This window comes from Paraburkholderia sp. BR10141 (genome assembly GCF_056155635.1).
Window position 1 is genome coordinate 12,006 of sequence record NZ_JBMIQH010000040.1, and the last position, 15,854, is coordinate 27,859.

Here is a 15,854-nt window from a genome sequence, read left to right on the forward strand (position 1 = left end):
CTCCGAATTAATTAATTTCAAGATAGACGGACACGATGAAACCCAGCACGAAACACCCTGTGCCCGCTACGGCGGGGGTCGGCGCTCACGCGAATGCAGCGGTGCTGGCGTCGGGCCCGGCTGCCGATACCGGCGGCCATCCACCGATCCGGTTGCTGTTTCCGGCGCTCCTGCTCGTCATGCTGCTGGCCGCGCTCGACCAGACCATCGTCTCGACGGCGCTGCCCACCATCGTCGGCGAACTGGGCGGCCTCGACCGGCTCTCGTGGGTCGTCACGGCCTACCTGCTCACCTCGACGATCGTCGTGCCGCTCTACGGCAAGTTCGGCGACCTGTTCGGGCGCAAGATCGTGCTGCAGGCCGCCATCGTGATCTTCCTGATCGGTTCGGCACTTTGCGGCGTGGCGCAGAACATGGAGCAGCTGATCGTGCTGCGCGCCTTGCAGGGCATTGGCGGCGGCGGCCTGATGGTCGTGACGATGGCCGCCATCGGCGACGTGATTCCGCCCGCTCAGCGCGGCAAGTATCAGGGCATGTTCGGCGGCGTGTTCGGCATCGCCACGGTGATCGGGCCGCTGCTCGGCGGCTTTCTCGTCGAGCATCTGTCGTGGCGCTGGATTTTCTACATCAACCTGCCGCTCGGCGCGATCGCGCTCGTGGTGATCGGCGCGGTGTTCAAGCCGCGCGCCGCGCACGTGAAGCACGTGATCGACTACATGGGCGCGGGCTGGCTCGCCGCCGCCCTCACCTGTCTGATCCTCTTCACGAGCGAGGGCGGCTCGCTGCTGCCGTGGACGTCGCCTACGCTCTGGCTCACGCTGCTGCTCGGCATCGTCGCTGTCGCGGGCTTCATCCACGAGGAAAAGCACGCCGCCGAGCCCATCCTGCCGCTCGAACTCTTCCGCCAGCGCACCTTCGTGCTCGCGAGCCTGATCGGCTTCATCGTGGGCGTGTCGCTGTTCGGCTCGGTTACGTTCCTGCCGCTCTATCTGCAGGTGGTGAAGGGCTCGACGCCCTCGCAGGCCGGCATGCAGATGCTGCCGATGATGGGCGGCGTGCTCGTGATGTCGATCATCACGGGCCGCATCATCAGCAAGATCGGCAAGTACCGCATATTCCCGATCGTGGGCACGGCGCTCGTGGCCGTGGCGATGATGCTGCTCGCGCGCCTGCAGATCGACACGCCGATTCACCTCATGTATGTCTATATGGGCCTGCTCGGCTGCGGCCTCGGCATGGTGATGCAGGTGCTGATCCTCGCCGTGCAGAATGCCGTGGAATTTCGCCATATGGGCGTGGCCACATCGGGCGCGACGCTGTTCCGCTCGATCGGTGGCTCGGTCGGCGTGGCCGCGTTCGGCGCCGTGTTCTCCCACGGGCTGCACGCGCGGCTCGAAAAGGTGCTCACGGCCGACGTGGAACTACCGCAGCCGCTCACGCCCGACGTGATCCACCATCTGCCGCCCGCGCTGCACGCGCAGTATCTCGATGCGTTCGCCGGGGCGTTGCACACGGTTTATCTCTCGGCTGCGGTCGTGGTGGTGTTCTCGTTCGCGCTGTCGTGGCTGCTGCGTGACGTGCCGCTGCGCAAGCAGCATTGAGCGCGCTTCGCCTGCTTTTCCCCTCCAGCCAGCGGCTCCCCGCTGGCTTTTTTTGCCCTGAGAACCGGCATTAGTCGGCCTGACGGCGCCCGTTCAGGCCCCGTTCACACCGCCATTACATTTTCCACACATTTAATTACAGTTAGCTAAAATCGCGGGCATCGCGCGCCGGGACCCGGCGGCGCGCGTTTCAACTCTCGCGACGGCCGCATGACGGCCGTTCGCCATAAAACACACAAACCAGGAGAAGACCCGCCCATGGACGTCCAGACCGACCCAACCACGCTATCCGCGCAAGACACGAGGCGACGCGTATTCGCCATCGTCGGCGCCTCGTCGGGCAATCTCGTCGAGTGGTTCGACTTCTATATCTACTCGTTCTGCGCGCTGTATTTCGCGCCCGCGTTCTTCCCGAGCGGCAACACCACCACGCAGCTGCTCAACACCGCCGGCGTGTTCGCCGCGGGCTTCCTCATGCGCCCGATCGGCGGCTGGCTGTTCGGCCGCATCGCCGACCGCCACGGCCGCCGCAGCGCGATGATGATCTCGGTGCTCATGATGTGCGGCGGCTCGCTCGTGATCGCCATGCTGCCCACCTACGCGCAGATCGGCGCGTTCGCCCCGTTCCTGCTCCTCGTCGCACGGCTCTTCCAGGGGCTTTCGGTGGGCGGCGAGTACGGCACGAGCGCGACCTACATGAGCGAGGTCGCGCTCAAGGGCCGACGCGGCTTCTTCGCGTCGTTCCAGTACGTCACGCTCATCGGCGGCCAACTCTGCGCGCTGCTCGTGCTCGTGATCCTGCAGCAGACGCTTTCCACCGAAGAACTGAAGGCCTGGGGCTGGCGCGTTCCGTTCGTGGTCGGCGCATTCGCCGCGCTGATCTCGCTCTATCTGCGCAAATCGCTCGACGAAACCTCGACGAGCGAGTCGCGCCACAAACGCGACGCAGGCACGATTCGCGGCGTCTGGCAACACAAGGGCGCGTTCTTGACGGTGGTGGGCTTCACCGCAGGCGGCTCGCTGATCTTCTACACGTTCACGACCTACATGCAGAAGTACCTCGTGAACACGGCCGGCATGCACGCGAAAACCGCGAGCAGCGTGATGACCTGCGCGCTCTTCGTCTACATGCTGATGCAGCCGGTGTTCGGTGCGCTGTCCGACAAGATCGGCCGCCGCACGTCGATGATCCTGTTCGGCGCTCTCGCAGTGATCGGCACAGTGCCGCTCATGCATGCGCTCAAAGACGTGGCGAGCCCCGTGGCCGCGTTCGCGCTGATCACGGTGGCGCTCGCGATCGTCAGCTTCTACACGTCGATCAGCGGCCTCATCAAGGCGGAGATGTTTCCGCCCGAAGTGCGCGCGATGGGCGTGGGCCTCTCGTACGCGGTAGCAAATGCGCTGTTCGGCGGCTCAGCCGAATACGTCGCGCTGTGGTTCAAGTCGGCAGGCAGCGAGTCCACGTTCTACTGGTACGTGACCGCGCTGTGCGCAATTTCGCTGGTCGTCTCGTGGCGCATGCGCGATCCGTCGAAGGAAGGCTATCTGCGTCACGAACCGTGATGCTCGGGCGCAGCCGCTTCATGCCGGCTGCGCCACCCGCTCCATCGCACGCTGCAATGTTTCGTAGACCTTGGGACGATTGCACTGCGAAACATTGAAACGCAGAAAATCGCTCGCGCTGCGCGACACGCTGAACACGTTGCCCGGCGCGAGCACCACGCCTTCCCCCAGCGCCTCGCGCGCGATCTGCGCCGCGTCGAGTCCGTCCGGCAACTGCGCCCATACGAATAGGCCCGCCTGCGGCCGCGTCCATGCGCTCAGGCCCAGCGCCGAAAGCCGCTGCAGCGTTTCGCCCATGGCGTCGGCGAGCTTCGCGCGCAAGCCGTCCAGGTGCCGCCGATACGTGCCGTCCACGAGCAGGCGGTGCACGAGTTCCGCCACCATCTCCCCGTTGCCGAACGAGACCGCGAGCTTGAGATCCACGAGCGGCTCGATCCAGTCGGCGCGCGCCGCGATGAAACCGCAGCGCGCCGCGGCAGACATCGTCTTCGAAAAGCTGCCGATCGTCACGACGCGCGCGAGCCCGTCGAAGGCCGCGAGGCGCGGCGCGGGCTCGATTTCGAAGTCGGCGAAGATGTCGTCCTCGACGATCAGAAGGTCGTGCTCCTCCGCGAGCTTGAGCAGGCGATGCGCGACCGCGGGCGCGAGCGTCGCGCCGGTGGGATTGTGGACCGCCGAGTTCGTCACGTAAAGGCGCGGGCGCGATTCGGCCAGCGTGCGCTCGAACGCGGCGAGATCCGGGCCCGTCGGCGTGTACGGCACCCCGACCACGCGCACGCGATGCGCGCGCAGCAGCGCCTGGAAATTGAAGTAGCACGGGTCGTCCACGAGCACGGCGTCGCCCGGCTCCAGCAGAAAGCGGCACAGCAGGTCGAGCGCCTGGGTGCCGCCATCGGTCAGCACGATCTGCTCGGGCGCGGCCTCCACGCCGTGCTGGCCGAGCCGCCATGCCAGCTGCTGGCGCAGCGCCGGCAGGCCGAGCGGCGACGCGTAATCGGTGAGCGGCGCGCGCGGGTCGCGTGCAAGGGCGCGCAGCGCGCGCCGCACGGCGTCCTGCGGCAGCCACGAGGCGGGCAACCAGCCGCAGCCGGGACGCAGCGCGTCAGCCTCGGTCTGCAGCGACTGGCGCGTGAGCCAGAGCGGATCGATCTCGCGGTCGAGCTGCGGCCCGAGCGCGGCGAGCGCGAGCGGCGGCGCGTGCCCGGCCACGAAAAATCCGGCGCCGCGCCGCGCGACGAGCACGCCTTCGGCGACGAGGCGCTCGTAGGCCTCCACCACCGTCGAATTCGACACGCCAAGCTGCCCGCTCATCGCCCGGATGGACGGCACGCGCGCGCCCGCAGCCAGCGAGCGCGCGGCAATGCGCTCGCGCAGCGCCTGCATCACCTGCTCGACGCGCGTCATGGGCAGGGCTTGCGTCCTCGCTCTGTCTTTCATCTGTACTGCTCCGTGTTCAATACAGTTTGAACAAATTGTACTGATCTGTAGCTTACCTTCGCACGGCGCGGCGCGCATCATCAGCGGACCGATCACCGATGCTCCTCTTGCCCAAGCCCATCCATGCGCAAAACGCTCGATTCCACCACCGATGGCTGGCTCTGCGGCCTCGCAGGCGTCCTCATCTTCAGCGGCTCGCTGCCCGCCACGCGGCTCGCCGTGCTCGGCTTCGCCCCCGTGTTCCTCACCAGCGTGCGTGCGACCATCGCGGGCATGATCAGCGTGCTGCTGCTTCTTGCGCTGCGCGCCGCACGGCCCGCGCGCGCCGAGGTCTGGCCGCTCGTCATCGTCGCGCTCGGCGTGGTGGTGGGCTTTCCGCTCCTCACCGCGCTCGCGCTCCAGCACGTGAGTTCGGCGCACGCCATTGTGTTCGTCGGCTTGCTGCCGCTCGCCACGGCCGTGTTCGGCGTGTTGCGTGCGGGCGAGCGTCCGCAGCCGGCCTTCTGGATCTTTTCCGCGGCGGGCAGCGCCGCCGTGGTGGCGTTCGCGCTGCGTCATGGCATCGACGCCTCGCCGCTCGGCGACGCGCTCATGCTCGGCGCGATCATCGTGTGCGGGCTCGGCTATGCGGAAGGCGCGCGGCTCTCGCGGCGCCTGGGCGGCTGGCAGGTGATCTGCTGGGCGCTCGTGATCTCGCTGCCCGTGATGGCGCCGCTCGCGTGGTGGCTGCGGCCCGCGTCGTTCGCAGCGGTGGGCGCGGCCTCGTGGTGGGGGCTCGCCTATGTGTCGCTCTTCAGCATGCTGATCGGCTTCGTGTTCTGGTATCGCGGGCTCGCGCTCGGCGGCATTGCAGGCGTCGGGCAGTTGCAGTTGCTGCAGCCGTTCTTCGGCTTCGTGCTCGCGGCGCTGCTGCTGCACGAAGCCGTGCCGCCCGCGATGATCGCCGTCACCGCCGTGGTGATCGCGTGCGTGGCCGGCGCACGGCGCTTCGGGCGCGCAGGCGGCGCTTCCGCTGTCGCGAATCGCGCGGGCACGCAGCGCGTCTAGACCGGGCTTTTTTGGCACGCTTCAAAAGCGCGCCTGCGCGAGGCATAGTGAGGAACGCAAACCTCCTTCTCATTTGCCTTCGCGCTCGCTCCAACCGATGAACCCACACCCCGACGCGCTCGTGCGCGACGCCACTGCCGACGACTTTCCCGCCATCGCCGCGATCTACGCACACCACGTGCTGCACGGCACGGCGTCGTTCGAGGAGACGCCGCCCACGCTCGACGAACTCCTGCGTCGCCACGCCGCCGTGCGCGAACATGGCCTGCCCTGGCTCGTCGCCGAGATCGACGGCCAGGTGGCGGGCTACTGCTACGCCACGCCCTACCGGCCGCGTCCGGCGTACCGCTTCACGGTCGAAGATTCGATCTATATCGACGAGGCGTTTCGCGGCCGCGGACTCGGCCACACGCTGCTCAACGCGCTGATCGAGCGCTGCGAGGCGGGCCCGTGGCGGCAGATGATCGCCGTGGTCGCAGACCCGCGCGGCGGCTCGCTCAAATTGCACGAGCGCCTGGGCTTCTCGCTGACCGGCACGCTGCGCGGTGTCGGCTTCAAGCACGGCGAGTGGCGCGACACCGCGCTCATGCAGCGCACGCTCGGGCCGGGCGCGGACACACCGCCCAAGGGCTGACGCCCGGCGCTCAAACGCATGGCGGCACGCCACACGCGCGCCGCCAGCGAAACGCCGCTCGTACAATACGTCCTTTCGCAACGGAGCCGGACCCACGGCTCCGCAGACAAGGACTGATTCGCCATGCAACCCCTCCTCGAACACCTGCACCCGTCCAACTGGGGCTTCCTGTGGGACGCGCTCTCCGCGCTCGCGCTGCGCTTGTGCGCGGCCTTCGCGATCCTCTGGTTCGGTTGGTGGCTCTCCCGGCGCGTGGGCAACTGGATCAAGCGGCGCGGCGGCGGCATCGATCCCACGCTGCGCCCCATCGTGCGCGACACCGCCGTGTGGGGCGTGCGCCTCGTTGCCGTGATCGGCGCGCTCCCGCAAATCGGCATCCAGACCGCCAGCATCGTCGCGGTGCTCGGCGCGGCCGGTCTTGCCATCGGTCTCGCGCTGCAAGGCACGCTGCAGAACATCGCGGCCGGCATCATGCTGTTGCTGCTGCGGCCGTTCAAGGTGGGCGACTATATCGATGGCAGCGCCGGCGCCAGCGTCGCGGGCACCGTCGAGGAAGTGAACCTCTTCACCACGCGCCTCACGAAACCGGACGGCATCTGCGAATACGTGCCGAACAGCGCGCTGTGGAGCAATTCGATCCGCAACTACAGCCGCAATCCCACGCGTCGGCTCGACCTCGAAGTGGAAGTGTCGGTGCGCGACGACGTGAACCGCGCCATCGACGCATTGCGCACGCTCGCCGCCGCCGACCCGCGCGTGCTGGCCTCGCCCGCGCCGCAGGTGATGGTGACGCGTTTCGACGACAGCACCGCCGTGCTCAATGTGCGCGTGTGGTCGAATATCGACACCTTCTGGGAGATGCGCTGGGAACTGTCGCGCAAGGTCCGCCAGGTGCTCAATGACGCGCACTGCTCGCTGCCCCTGCGCACGCGCGAGCTGCACATCGTGCAGACGCAACCGGCGCAGCCCGAGCAACCGACACAGCCGACGCAACACGCGCAGCAATGAGCGCGTACGCGCGCCGCCCGCGCGGCTACGCCAGAGGGCTCGTGCCGCACGGCTACCTGGCCGTGCTGCTGGTGATCGACGGCCTGCTGCTGGTGCGCCCGGTCGCGCAGAAAGCGCTCGAACACGCGCGCGGCAACTGGTTCGACGACTGGATCACGCTCATCAACGCGTTCGGCGTGCTCGCGCTGCCCCAGGCGCTCGTCGCGACCGGCCTCACGATGATGTCGTTCGGCATCGCGCTGCGGGCGCGCGTGGCTTGGGTGCTTTCACTGGTGCTGCTCGCCGGCGCGGCCAGCATCTGTCTGTGGGGCGACTATCGCAGCCACGCGCTCGCCGGCTTCTCACTCGCGCTTGCCTGCGCGCTGATCTACTACTGGCGCCATTTCGATCGCGCGAGCGTCGCCGCGGGCTCGCTGTTCGCATTCCTGAGCATTGGCTCATTGATCGTCTATGCGGTGTTCGGCTCGCTGTATCTCGGCGACGATTTCGACCCGCCTATCCGCAACCTCGTCACGGCGTTCTACTTCTCGATCGTGTCGATGTCCACGGTCGGCTACGGCGATATCGTGCCGCGCTCGGACACCGCGCGGCTCTTTACGGCTTCGATCATCGTGCTCGGCATCACCGTGTTCGCGACGTCGATCAGCGCTGTGATCGGGCCCGTGATCGGCGGCCATTTGAAACGCATCGTGAAGGGAGGCATTTCCAACGTGACCCGCAAGAACCACTATTTGATCGTCGGTGCGTCGCCGCTCGCACATAGCGTGTACGCAGGGCTCCTCAAGCGCGGCTACGCGGCGACCGTGATCGTCGCGCCGAATATTCCGCACAACTATCCACCGGAGGCCGATCTCATCGTCGGCGATGCGAGCGACACCGCCACGCTGCACAACGCGGGCGCGGAAACCGCGCTCGCCGCGCTCGCGCTGCGCTCGGACGACGCCGAGAATGCCTTCGTGATTCTCGCCATCAAGGAGATCGCGCCGAAGGTGCGCACCGTGGCGCTCGTCAACGACAGCCGCAACCTGCAGCGGCTGCGCCTGTTGCAGCCGGATATGGTGTTTTCGCCGCAACTGCTCGCGGGCGAACTGCTCGCTCGCACGCTGAACAACGAAACCATCGACAACACGCTGGTCGAACAACTGCTGTTCGGCAAGAGTCCAGGCGGCGCGGTGTAAGCGTGGTGTCGCCGCGTGCTATCGGTCCGGCGGCGGCAGACGCCGGAACAGCGTCGGATAGTCGATCACGAGCCCATCTTCATCCACGCGCAGGTTCGCCGTGAAGTCGCGAAAGATGCCTTCGTAGCGATACTCGCGGTCGCGCTCGATGCACACATAGGCCTGCTCGACAGGCTTGGGCTCCAGTTCGGGCGCGGCGATGTACACCACACGGATCGGCTGGCGCTCGCCGCGCGCGAGGCCCAGACGCCGGATCGGCAGCGTGTTCGTGTACGGCGTCGCGGCGATGTCGATGTCGATGCAGCCGTCGAGCGCTTCCAGTGCGCGCCCCTCGCCGTCGGTCCAGTGGCCCTTGCCGTCGCTGTGGAGCACGAGCGAGCCGCCGCCCATCACGCGAAACGCCGCCCAGCGCACGCGCCACTGCGCGTCGCACTCGATGGCGTAACACAGGCCATAGGACTTGCCGTAGCGCTCGCCGATGACCACGCTTTCCGCGCGGATCGTGTCGCCTTTTTCGCCAAACTTCGGGCCGCAATGCGCATCGAACGCCAGATGCTCGATACCCTCGCCCGTCTCGGATGCCCAACGCACTTCACGCATCGTTCGCCTCCCGTGCAGACTGTCTCTGGATAATCACGACAACCGCCTTGCGCGTATCGTAACCCGTCAACAAATAGCGACTATCAACCCACGCGCATGCGCGAGGCGGTCCGCATCCCCTATGCTCGCACTCTGGCCGGCCCTGCGCCTCGCACGGCGACCGCACCGGCCCGTACCCGCCCGCCACGCCTTCGCCATGTCCGCCCGATTTTGCGCCGCTTCCGGCGCCACCGCCCGTACCGCCGATACCGCCGCCGTCGGTGCGCTTTTGCGCAGCCTCGGCCAGATCGTGCTGCAGGCGCATGCGGGAACGGGCGCGTGCCTGCTCGCAGCGCTCGCGCTCACCGACTGGCGGCTGGCTTTCGCCGCCCTGCTCGGCGCCGCGGCGGCCAACGTCTGCGCGGTCGTGGCGGGCCATGCGGACGCGGCGATCCGCGACGGCCTCGCAGGCTACAACGGCGCGCTCGCCGCGCTCGCGGCGTTCACCTTCGTCGGCGATGCGGGCACGGCGGCCGCGCTTGCCCTCATCGCGGGCGGTGCGAGCGCGTGGATCGCCGGGCCATTGGACCGCCACCTCGCACGCGCCCGGCTCGGGCTGTATTCCGTCCCCTGCCTCATCGCGACCTGGAGCTGGCTGCCGCTGCACCCGGGCAGCGCTCCCGTCGCCAGCGCAATCGCCGCAGCCCCGCTGGCCCCGCACGGCACACCGCTCGCCGCGGCCGCACACGCCGCCGCCGGCGTGTTGAGCGGCCTCGCGCAGACCACCTTTGCCTCGGGCGCGGCGGCGGGCCTGTGCGTGCTCGCGGGCCTCGCCTGGTCGTCGCGGCGCGCGGCCGCCTATGCGCTCGGCGGCGCGGCGCTCGCGAGCACGCTCGAACTCGCGTGCGGCGCGAGCCCGGACGCCTTCGGCGCGGGCCTCGCCGGCTTCAACGGCGCGCTTGCCGCGCTCGCGGTCTGCGCGCTCGGCACACGCGCCGCGATCTGTGCGACCATGCTCGCCGCAGCCCTGCATCTGGCCGCCGTGCGCTGCGGACTGCCAGCGCTGACCGCGCCGTTCGTGCTGGCAAGCTGGAGTGTGCACGCGGCAGCGCGACGCCTGCGCCCCGCGCCATCGACGCCGCCTGAAGAGCCCATCGTCCGCTGAAGGAATCGCCATGTCTTTCGCCCATCGTCCGACGAGCATCTGCGCCGAGACCGCGCCGCGCTCCACCGCCGAGCAGCAACTGCGCGTCGATCTCGCCGCCGCTTACCGCCTCATCGCACTCAACGGCTGGGACGACCTGATCTACACGCATGTTTCCACCGCCATACCAGGCGAGGCGGGCCGCTTTCTCATCAATCCGTTCGGCCTCGCCTTCGACGAAGTGCGCGCCTCGAACCTCGTGAAGATCGACACCGACGGCCGTATCGTCGGCGCAAGCGAGCACCCCGTGAACGCCACCGGCTTCGCGCTGCACGCGGCCGTGCATCTTGCGCGGCCCGACGCCGTGTGCGTGATGCATCTGCACAATACGGCGGGCATTGCCGTATCGATCCAGCGCGACGGCCTCCTGCCCGCCTCGCAGCACGCGCTGCGTTTTTACGGCCAGCTCGCGTGGCACGACTATGAAGGCCTCGCCTTCACGCCTGCCGAAGGCACGCGCCTCACGGCGAGCCTCGGCGCGCAGCCGGCCATGCTGCTGCGCAATCACGGCACGCTCACCACCGGCCGCACAGTGGCCGAAGCCTACGTGCTGATGGCGACGCTCATCAAGGCCTGCGAAATCCAGCTGCAGGCTCAGGCCGGCGGCGTGCCGCTCGTCGTGCCGCCGCCCGGGGTGGCCGAACGCACGGCCGAGCAGTTGCGCGACGGCGGCGCGATCGAAGGCGTGCTCGAATGGCCCGCGCTGTTGCGCAAGCTCGATCGCATCGATTCGTCGTACCGCGACTGATCGCGCCCATCCATCGCTTCACTCACTTTCAAGGAGACCCGCATGCCGACGTTCCACATCGAAATGTTCGAGGGCCGCAGCGTCGAACAAAAACGCCAGCTCGCCGCCGCCCTGACCGAGACCACCTGCAAGGTGCTCGGCGTCGAGCCGCAATCCGTCGACATCATCTTCCACGACGTGAAGCCGGAAAACTGGGCGACGGCCGGCAAGCTGTGGAGCGATCCGCGCTGACGCCACTTCTATCGCATTCCTGATCTTTACCGCCTGGCGCCGTACGCGTCGCTCGCGCCGCCAGGCGCGCCTGAACTCTCCCCCGCACGAATCCTGACGCCGCACGCCGAGGCACGTTGCCGCACCCGATGCGGCAGCGCGGTGTATTGACGCATCGCGACGCTCTGCGCACATCCCCGCTGCGCAACGAGTGTTTAATCTAAATTGATCTGTATCAATGCGTTAGCGCAGGTTTTCGTCCCTTTGATATTGACGACTGCGACACGCTGGCGCACGTCGCAGCGCAGCAAAACCTTCGCCGTTCCCCTACGCTTACGTCCATCGCACGAGAAGCGCAGCGCCCCCACTGCCTCGCCGTGCGACGTTTCTTCCGCGCTTTTCCCGGTAAGCAAGCAACAGGCACGTACATGCACACGTCACTTTCCGCCTTCGACCTGGCCCGGCTGCAGTTCGCCTTCACCGTTTCGTTTCACATCGTCTTTCCGGCGCTCTCCATCGGCCTCGCGAGCTTCATCGCCGTGCTCGAAGCCTGCTGGCTCAAAACGCGCCAGCCGTTCTACAAGGACCTTTGCCTGTTCTGGTCGAAGGTCTTCGCCGTGGCCTTCGGCATGGGCGTCGTCTCAGGCGTCGTCATGAGCTATGAGTTCGGCACCAACTGGTCCGGCTTCTCGTCGTTCGCGGGCCCCATCACCGGGCCGCTGCTGATGTACGAAGTCATGACCGCGTTCTTTCTCGAAGCGGGCTTCCTCGGCATCATGCTGTTCGGCTGGAACCGCGTGAGCCCGCGTGCCCACTTCGGCGCGACGCTGATGGTCGCCATCGGCACGCTCATCTCCACGTTCTGGATCCTCGCCTCGAATAGCTGGATGCAGACGCCGCAAGGCTTCAAGATCGTCGATGGCCATGTCGTACCGGTGGACTGGTTCAAGATCATCTTCAATCCGTCGTTCCCATATCGTCTTGCGCACATGGCGATCGCCGCGTTCATCGTGGCCGCGCTCGTGGTGGCCGCGAGCGGCGCGTGGCATCTGCTCAAGGGACGCCGCGACCCCGCCATCAAGAAGATGTTCTCGATGGCGCTCGGTCTGCTGCTCGTGCTCGCGCCGGTGCAAGCCTTCGTGGGCGATGCGCACGGCCTGAATACGCGCGAATATCAGCCCGCCAAGATCGCCGCGATCGAAGGCATCTGGGACACCGAACAAGGCGGCACCGCGCTCAATCTGTTCGGCATTCCCGACATGCAGGCCGAGACGACACGCTACGCCGTTTCCATTCCGCACCTGGGCAGCCTGATCCTCACGCATAGCTGGGACGGCGAGATCAAGGGACTCAAGTCCTTCCCCGCCGACGAGCGGCCCAATTCGCCGCTGCTGTTCTGGAGCTTCCGCGTCATGGTCGGTTTAGGCATCCTGATGATCCTGCTCGGCGTGATCGGCTGGGTGCTGCGCCGCCGCGACACGCTCTACGAATCGCGCTGGTTCCAGCGATTCGTGCTCGCCATGGGACCGACGGGCTTCATCACGCTGCTCGCGGGCTGGGTCACGACCGAAGCCGGCCGTCAGCCCTGGGTGGTCTACGGCGTAATGCGCACGGCGCAGGCAGTGTCGCCGCTCACCGCCCAGCAGGTGGGCATTTCGCTGATGGCTTTCGTGGCGGTGTACTTCCTCGTATTCGGCACGGGAATTTACTATCTGCTCAAACTTCTGCGCAAAGGTCCCGCGCTGCCCGACCCGAAGCCGCATGCGCCCCGCGAGCCACGTGAACCGCGCGTGGCCCACCCTGCGCTCAGCGCGAGTCAGACCGCGCGCCGCCCCATGTCCGCCGCCGATCAGCTGATCGACGCCTGAGGCTCCCCGCATTCATCGTTACGAGGCTAGCAAGCAAATGGATGTCACCGTCATCTGGGCCGCGATCATCGCGCTCGGCGTTCTTCTCTACGTGGTGCTGGACGGCTTCGATCTCGGCATCGGCATCGTGTTTCCGCTCTTTCCCGACGAGGATGAGCGCGATCTCATGATGAACACGGTCGCGCCCGTGTGGGACGGCAACGAGACCTGGCTCGTGCTCGGCGGCGCGGGGCTCTTCGCCGTGTTTCCCGTGGTGTACTCGACCGTGCTCTCCGCGCTCTACCTGCCGCTCGTGTTCATGCTCGCGTGCCTGATCTTCCGCGGCGTGTCGTTCGAGATCCGCGCCAAGGCCAATCGCACGAAGCACTTGTGGGACCTCGCGTTCATCGGCGGCTCGACGGGCGCGGCGTTTTTCCAGGGCATCGCGCTCGGCGCGTTCCTGCAAGGCATTCCGATGGACGGCGGCCAGTTCGCCGGCGACGCCTTCGGCTGGCTCACGCCCTTCAGCCTGCTCTCGGGTTTCGGGCTCGTCGCGACCTATGCACTGCTCGGCTGCTGCTGGCTCGTGGCGAAGACCGAGGGCGACCTGCAGCGCCGCCTGCGCAAGCTCGTCTGGCCGCTCACGGTCATGCTGCTCGGCTTCATCGCGCTCGTGAGCCTGTGGACGCCGCTGCAGGACCCGGCCATCGCTGAACGCTGGTTCCGTTCGGGCCTCTTCTGGCGTCTCGCGCCGGTGCCGCTGCTCGTGCTCGCCTGCGCCGCGTGGATGCGTTGGGCCGTGCATGCGCGCCATCACAAGACGCCCTTCATCGCAGCTATCGGTCTCGTGCTGCTCGGCTATGCGGGCCTGCTCGTGAGCCTGTGGCCGTATGCGATTCCGCAGGGCCTCACGCTGTGGGAAGCGGCCGCGCCGCGCGAGAGCCAGATGTTCACGCTCGCGGGCGCAGCGTTCATTCTGCCGATCATCCTCGCGTACACGATGCTCGGCTACTGGGTCTTTAGAGGCAAGGTGCGTCATGGCGACACCCATCACTACCACTAACACGGTGCGCCGCGCGCTGCCCGGCTGGCTATGGTTCGTACTCCTCTGGTGTGCGGGCGTGGGCGCGGCGGTCTCGCTCGGGTTCGCGTTCAAGGTCTTCATGAACCTCACGCTGTTCGCAGTGAAGTGAGTTGCACGCGCGGATTCGCACGAGTGCCCTCGATTTCGCGGCGCCGCGTTAGACTGTAGGCTCTCTGTTACCCGTGCGAAAACCTCATGCAACAGATGACCTTCATGGAATGCGTCAAGCGCGCATGGGCGAGCGCCTGGCAGGCCGCCGTGCAAATGCCGGTTCTCCTTGCGGGAACGTTTGTGATCTACGCGGCGCTCGGCTGGTTCGGGCTTGCCGGGCGGCCCGTACCGGCGGAAGGCGCAACGCCTTCCGCCGGACTCATTGCGCTCGGCAATCTCGCCTCGCTCCTGAATTCGCTTCTCTACCTCTGGTTCACGCTCAAGATCTCGCGCTTCGTGCTGCTAGGCGAGCGCAGCGCGCCGCTCATGCCGGCCGGGGCCAGGCCGTTCCTGCGTATTTTCGCGGTCGGTCTCATTCTGGCGGTCGCGCTCGGCGCCTTCGCGCTCTTGCTGTGGGTCGTGCTGCGGCCTCAATACCAGGGCGGCGCCGCGTTCCTCTTTCTGGTGGTCATTGCGATCTGGATGTTCGTGGCGGTGCGCCTCTCGCTGCTCTTTCCGGCGCTCGCCGTCGGCAGCAAGATCGCCTTCAGCGCCGCCTGGCGCGACAGCCGCGGGCATTTTTGGAGCCTCTTTGGCGTCACCTTCGTCGCCGCGCTGCCCATTGCGGTGTGCGGCCTGATCGTGCTGATCGGTATGGGCCTCGCGGGCGTCACGCCTGAAATCGTGCGGCAGCCGGGGTGGCTCACCGCGCTCGCCATTGGCCAGAGCATCGGCAATATCGTGTTTGCGCTGCTCACCACCACGGCACTTGCCTGGCTTTATCGGCGTTACGCGCAAGCCTTGACTTCGCCCTCCACCAGCTAATCTCTCACTACCAGATGCCCGGCACGAAGCGATAACGCACACGCGCCAGATACTCGCGGTAGCCGGGCAGATTTTCCGCCAGCGTTTGCTCTTCGCGCACCGCGCGATAGCCGATCCCCACGACCATCACGGGCACGCACGCAAGCCCCCACCACGAACCGAGCATGAGCGGCGTGCCGACGAGAAAGAGCAACGCGAAGCCATACATCGGGTGGCGCACATAGGCATACGGTCCGGTATCGCTGACTGTGTGCCCGCGTTCGCTCTGAATCTTCACCACGGGCGCCGCAAAGCGGTTCGCCGCGAACACGGCGCGCGTCGCGTAGATATCGACGAAGATGAAGATGGCGCCGAGCACGCTGAGCCATAGCGGTACGCGCGACCAGCCCATGCGCACGGCGTCGATTCCCATCAGGCAGAGCCACGCGCAAAAGCCCACCGAAACGCACAGCATGAACACGCGGTCCCACGGCTGTTGCGTGCGCTGCGCGAACGGCGCGAGCCGCTCGACCAGGAGACCCGGATCTTCGCGCCCGAGCCACAGGCCGATCCACACGCCGCATAACGCCCACTCGATGAGCCAGAGCCACGCCGCCGTCCACGCCAGCGTGCCCGCCGAAACGAACAACAGCACGCCCATCAATCCGAACCAGACTACGACTTGCACGAACAGCTTCGCCATTAGCGCTTTCGTCATTTTCAGCTCAGTCATGATGCCCTCCTTGCGCGCGGGGACGCT

Annotated in this window: 16 protein-coding genes; 13 read left to right on the forward strand and 3 right to left on the reverse strand. The window is 67.1% G+C overall.

What is annotated here, in order from left to right:
- Positions 1 to 35 precede the first annotated feature (35 nt).
- Both ACOJB8_RS34790 and ACOJB8_RS34795 read left to right on the forward strand, forming a co-directional pair.
- Positions 36 to 1,601 carry an MDR family MFS transporter gene (locus ACOJB8_RS34790; protein WP_475016708.1) on the forward strand — a complete coding sequence of 522 codons (1,566 nt, stop codon included), beginning with the start codon at positions 36 to 38 and terminating at the stop codon, positions 1,599 to 1,601.
- Positions 1,602 to 1,859: 258 nt separating this feature from the next.
- On the forward strand, positions 1,860 to 3,164 hold the full coding sequence (locus ACOJB8_RS34795; RefSeq protein ID WP_475016710.1) for an MFS family transporter: 1,305 nt from the start codon (positions 1,860 to 1,862) through the stop codon (positions 3,162 to 3,164).
- 18 nt (positions 3,165 to 3,182) lie between these two features.
- On the opposite strand, the gene ACOJB8_RS34800 is transcribed toward ACOJB8_RS34795, so the two are convergent.
- Positions 3,183 to 4,601, reverse strand: coding sequence for an aminotransferase-like domain-containing protein (locus ACOJB8_RS34800; RefSeq protein WP_475016712.1), 1,419 nt, complete (start codon positions 4,599 to 4,601; stop codon positions 3,183 to 3,185).
- Between the two features lie 123 nt (positions 4,602 to 4,724).
- On the opposite strand from ACOJB8_RS34800, the gene ACOJB8_RS34805 reads away from it, so the two are divergent.
- The 4 genes from ACOJB8_RS34805 (at position 4,725) to kch (ending at position 8,468) form a co-directional block, all read left to right on the forward strand.
- The gene (locus ACOJB8_RS34805) at positions 4,725 to 5,648 is read left to right on the forward strand and encodes a DMT family transporter (RefSeq protein WP_069268737.1); all 924 of its coding nucleotides are present in this window, start codon (positions 4,725 to 4,727) and stop codon (positions 5,646 to 5,648) included.
- Positions 5,649 to 5,745: 97 nt separating this feature from the next.
- Positions 5,746 to 6,282 carry a GNAT family N-acetyltransferase gene (locus tag ACOJB8_RS34810; RefSeq protein ID WP_368619142.1) on the forward strand — a complete coding sequence of 179 codons (537 nt, stop codon included), beginning with the start codon at positions 5,746 to 5,748 and terminating at the stop codon, positions 6,280 to 6,282.
- Positions 6,283 to 6,405: 123 nt separating this feature from the next.
- Positions 6,406 to 7,290 (forward strand): mechanosensitive ion channel family protein, encoded by an 885-nt coding sequence (locus ACOJB8_RS34815; RefSeq protein WP_475016715.1) that lies wholly within the window; start codon positions 6,406 to 6,408, stop codon positions 7,288 to 7,290.
- The gene (kch, locus tag ACOJB8_RS34820) at positions 7,287 to 8,468 is read left to right on the forward strand and encodes a voltage-gated potassium channel protein (protein WP_342950253.1); all 1,182 of its coding nucleotides are present in this window, start codon (positions 7,287 to 7,289) and stop codon (positions 8,466 to 8,468) included. The genes ACOJB8_RS34815 and kch overlap by 4 nt, the downstream gene beginning before the upstream one ends.
- An 18-nt stretch (positions 8,469 to 8,486) precedes the next feature.
- Here the strand turns inward: kch and ACOJB8_RS34825 are convergent, their stop codons facing one another.
- Positions 8,487 to 9,068, reverse strand: a complete 582-nt coding sequence (locus ACOJB8_RS34825) for a putative glycolipid-binding domain-containing protein (RefSeq protein WP_342950252.1) — start codon at positions 9,066 to 9,068, stop codon at positions 8,487 to 8,489.
- A gap of 196 nt (positions 9,069 to 9,264) precedes the next feature.
- Here ACOJB8_RS34825 and ACOJB8_RS34830 point away from each other — a divergent pair, with 196 nt between their 5' ends.
- From ACOJB8_RS34830 to ACOJB8_RS34860, 7 genes are all read left to right on the forward strand, one after another.
- Complete coding sequence (locus ACOJB8_RS34830; RefSeq protein ID WP_475016718.1) at positions 9,265 to 10,212, forward strand: urea transporter; 948 nt, start codon at positions 9,265 to 9,267, stop codon at positions 10,210 to 10,212.
- 10 nt (positions 10,213 to 10,222) lie between these two features.
- Positions 10,223 to 10,999 (forward strand): class II aldolase/adducin family protein, encoded by a 777-nt coding sequence (locus ACOJB8_RS34835; protein WP_475016720.1) that lies wholly within the window; start codon positions 10,223 to 10,225, stop codon positions 10,997 to 10,999.
- A 42-nt stretch (positions 11,000 to 11,041) separates the two neighbouring features.
- Entirely contained in the window at positions 11,042 to 11,230 is a 189-nt protein-coding gene (locus tag ACOJB8_RS34840) for a 4-oxalocrotonate tautomerase (protein ID WP_028205614.1), read from the forward strand.
- Between the two features lie 407 nt (positions 11,231 to 11,637).
- Positions 11,638 to 13,077 carry a cytochrome ubiquinol oxidase subunit I gene (locus ACOJB8_RS34845; RefSeq protein WP_475016722.1) on the forward strand — a complete coding sequence of 480 codons (1,440 nt, stop codon included), beginning with the start codon at positions 11,638 to 11,640 and terminating at the stop codon, positions 13,075 to 13,077.
- A 37-nt stretch (positions 13,078 to 13,114) separates the two neighbouring features.
- On the forward strand, positions 13,115 to 14,119 hold the full coding sequence (gene cydB, locus ACOJB8_RS34850) for a cytochrome d ubiquinol oxidase subunit II (RefSeq protein WP_254319536.1): 1,005 nt from the start codon (positions 13,115 to 13,117) through the stop codon (positions 14,117 to 14,119).
- The gene (locus ACOJB8_RS34855) at positions 14,094 to 14,249 is read left to right on the forward strand and encodes a hypothetical protein (RefSeq protein ID WP_321927253.1); all 156 of its coding nucleotides are present in this window, start codon (positions 14,094 to 14,096) and stop codon (positions 14,247 to 14,249) included. Before cydB ends, ACOJB8_RS34855 begins: the two co-directional genes overlap by 26 nt.
- An 86-nt stretch (positions 14,250 to 14,335) precedes the next feature.
- On the forward strand, positions 14,336 to 15,115 hold the full coding sequence (locus tag ACOJB8_RS34860; RefSeq protein ID WP_141710897.1) for a hypothetical protein: 780 nt from the start codon (positions 14,336 to 14,338) through the stop codon (positions 15,113 to 15,115).
- A gap of 7 nt (positions 15,116 to 15,122) precedes the next feature.
- Here ACOJB8_RS34860 and ACOJB8_RS34865 read toward each other — a convergent pair whose 3' ends face one another.
- A complete protein-coding gene (locus tag ACOJB8_RS34865; RefSeq protein ID WP_246089213.1) occupies positions 15,123 to 15,827 on the reverse strand; it encodes a methyltransferase family protein in 705 nt (234 codons plus the stop codon).
- Positions 15,828 to 15,854 lie beyond the last annotated feature (27 nt).

Excerpts from the sequence above, each read along its gene's own strand:
- ACOJB8_RS34810 (WP_368619142.1), top strand. The coding sequence starts at position 5,746 with ATGAACCCACACCCCGACGCGCTCGTGCGCGACGCCACTGCCGACGAC.
- ACOJB8_RS34835 (WP_475016720.1), top strand. The coding sequence starts at position 10,223 with ATGTCTTTCGCCCATCGTCCGACGAGCATCTGCGCCGAGACCGCGCCG.
- ACOJB8_RS34840 (WP_028205614.1), top strand. The coding sequence starts at position 11,042 with ATGCCGACGTTCCACATCGAAATGTTCGAGGGCCGCAGCGTCGAACAA.
- ACOJB8_RS34790 (WP_475016708.1), top strand. The coding sequence starts at position 36 with ATGAAACCCAGCACGAAACACCCTGTGCCCGCTACGGCGGGGGTCGGC.
- ACOJB8_RS34830 (WP_475016718.1), top strand. The coding sequence starts at position 9,265 with ATGTCCGCCCGATTTTGCGCCGCTTCCGGCGCCACCGCCCGTACCGCC.
- ACOJB8_RS34825 (WP_342950252.1), bottom strand. The coding sequence starts at position 9,068 with ATGCGTGAAGTGCGTTGGGCATCCGAGACGGGCGAGGGTATCGAGCAT.
- ACOJB8_RS34845 (WP_475016722.1), top strand. The coding sequence starts at position 11,638 with ATGCACACGTCACTTTCCGCCTTCGACCTGGCCCGGCTGCAGTTCGCC.
- ACOJB8_RS34795 (WP_475016710.1), top strand. The coding sequence starts at position 1,860 with ATGGACGTCCAGACCGACCCAACCACGCTATCCGCGCAAGACACGAGG.
- ACOJB8_RS34815 (WP_475016715.1), top strand. The coding sequence starts at position 6,406 with ATGCAACCCCTCCTCGAACACCTGCACCCGTCCAACTGGGGCTTCCTG.
- ACOJB8_RS34800 (WP_475016712.1), bottom strand. The coding sequence starts at position 4,601 with ATGAAAGACAGAGCGAGGACGCAAGCCCTGCCCATGACGCGCGTCGAG.
- ACOJB8_RS34865 (WP_246089213.1), bottom strand. The coding sequence starts at position 15,827 with ATGACTGAGCTGAAAATGACGAAAGCGCTAATGGCGAAGCTGTTCGTG.
- ACOJB8_RS34860 (WP_141710897.1), top strand. The coding sequence starts at position 14,336 with ATGCAACAGATGACCTTCATGGAATGCGTCAAGCGCGCATGGGCGAGC.
- ACOJB8_RS34805 (WP_069268737.1), top strand. The coding sequence starts at position 4,725 with ATGCGCAAAACGCTCGATTCCACCACCGATGGCTGGCTCTGCGGCCTC.
- kch (WP_342950253.1), top strand. The coding sequence starts at position 7,287 with ATGAGCGCGTACGCGCGCCGCCCGCGCGGCTACGCCAGAGGGCTCGTG.
- cydB (WP_254319536.1), top strand. The coding sequence starts at position 13,115 with ATGGATGTCACCGTCATCTGGGCCGCGATCATCGCGCTCGGCGTTCTT.
- ACOJB8_RS34855 (WP_321927253.1), top strand. The coding sequence starts at position 14,094 with ATGGCGACACCCATCACTACCACTAACACGGTGCGCCGCGCGCTGCCC.